Below are 1,608 nucleotides of genomic sequence, written 5' to 3'. Positions count from 1 at the left end.
TCAGTATGAGTGCCAAGAAGATGATCGGAAAGGATTTTGAAGCGACAGCACTCATGAAACTTCTGTCGCAGCCGAATTCCCCAAGATTGATGTACTTATATTCTGAGTGAGGAAGGTGAATGAAGTGAGTGAAAATCAAGATACCCCTCGAACACAGGGGGAATTTATAGAGAATCGTACAGCAGCGGATGATGAAATGACTGTGCACGCCGCTGCTGTCGAACCAACGCCGCCTTACAAGGAGAACAGGGGATTTTTTCTGGCGGGTTTCTGGCTGAGGGGATGGGCGTACCTGATTGACTTGATCGTCATCGGCAGCATCACACGCCTGATCGTCAAGCCGGTTTTTAAAATGCTGGATATTTCCCTAGTGGAAGGGTCAATGTTTGCACCTATTTCCATCTTGTCTGCGATCGTCTTTTACGGGTATTTTGTCTTGATGACGAAGTTCTTCAGTCAAACGATCGGTAAAATGGTGTTGGGAATTAAAGTGATTGATTTGAAAGGTCACCGACCATCCTGGGGAACCATCATCTTCAGGGAATTGATCGGCCGCTTCATTTCATCCACGATTTTCGTTTTATATATCGTTGTGGCGTTCACTACAAAAAAACAGGGAATCCATGACTTATTTGCCGATACTACCGTTGTTCAGGAAAAGAAGAAACTTGAGTTCAAAGCTGCAGTTTAGAAAAAGGGAATCCGCTCATCAGAGCGGGTTCTTTTTTGTTTAAATGCTGACAGATATGTTAAATAATCCTTTCGGCAGGGTTAAATTTTTCTTCTTGGGTCATAATGAAAAGTTGAAGGGTTGTGAAAAAATGAACGGTTGGGTATTGGCGATACTCATTATTCTGGCATTTATAGTAGTCATGTTCATTCTTATTCTCATAACGAAATTAACCATTACCCTCTCCTTGTATCATGGAAATGACAATGATCATTTCAAGGTAAAGCTGAGGGCTTGGTTTGGCCTGCTAAGATATACGATTGATGTTCCAATGGTCAAGCTTGATGATGATGGGCCGAATATCTTGGTTGAAGAAAAAAATATCCGCGGGGACGAAAACTCGCCTTCCAATGAAAAAGAGTCTAAAAAGAAAATTACTCCAAGTAATTTCATAAATAGTTTAAATGACACAAAGGAAATGATTACTCATGTAATGGAAATGCATAAGATCATCAGAAATTTTTTGAAAAAAGTCAAAATCGATCATGTTCTTTGGAAGACGTTATTCGGAACAGGGGATGCGGCTGCCACAGGAACGATGACAGGTGCGATATGGGCTTTGAAAGGCAGCATCATCGGACTGATCAGCGGTTATATGAGGCTTCAGACGCAGCCTTCTCTTGAAGTGATACCTTCTTTCCAGAAAGCCGTCATCCAGACTCAATTTTCATGTATTATCCAGTTCCGGCTAGGGAATGCTATCCTAGTAGGTTTCAAGATACTTCGGTACTGGAGGGGCGGCAGGGCACAATTCAAGTCGAAGATGTTATCCCGTCTCTCTGATGAAAAACAACAATCAGTATAATGAGGAGGACTTTTCATGTCTGAACATCCTATTGAAGGTCTAATGACCACTGCAATGGAAAACTTAAAAGAGA

The 1,608-nt window shown here is 41.8% G+C and carries 2 protein-coding genes and 1 pseudogene; all 3 read left to right on the top strand.

The window, feature by feature from the left end:
- Positions 1-110, top strand: a pseudogene (locus tag HP456_RS25760) (signal peptide peptidase SppA); the annotation flags it as partial.
- Positions 111-196: 86 nt separating this feature from the next.
- Complete coding sequence (locus HP456_RS23745) at positions 197-691, top strand: RDD family protein (RefSeq protein WP_172255615.1); 495 nt, start codon at positions 197-199, stop codon at positions 689-691.
- Between the two features lie 130 nt (positions 692-821).
- Positions 822-1,535, top strand: coding sequence for a DUF2953 domain-containing protein (locus HP456_RS23740; protein ID WP_172255613.1), 714 nt, complete (start codon positions 822-824; stop codon positions 1,533-1,535).
- Positions 1,536-1,608 lie beyond the last annotated feature (73 nt).

Origin of the sequence: Bacillus haikouensis, assembly GCF_013179555.1 — a bacterium.
Classification (GTDB): domain Bacteria; phylum Bacillota; class Bacilli; order Bacillales; family Bacillaceae_B; genus Rossellomorea; species Rossellomorea haikouensis_A.
The sequence above is the reverse complement of the archived record's forward strand: the minus strand, read 5'-3'. Positions and strand labels throughout refer to the sequence as shown.

Excerpts from the sequence above, each read along its gene's own strand:
- HP456_RS23745 (WP_172255615.1), top strand. The coding sequence starts at position 197 with ATGACTGTGCACGCCGCTGCTGTCGAACCAACGCCGCCTTACAAGGAG.
- HP456_RS23740 (WP_172255613.1), top strand. The coding sequence starts at position 822 with ATGAACGGTTGGGTATTGGCGATACTCATTATTCTGGCATTTATAGTA.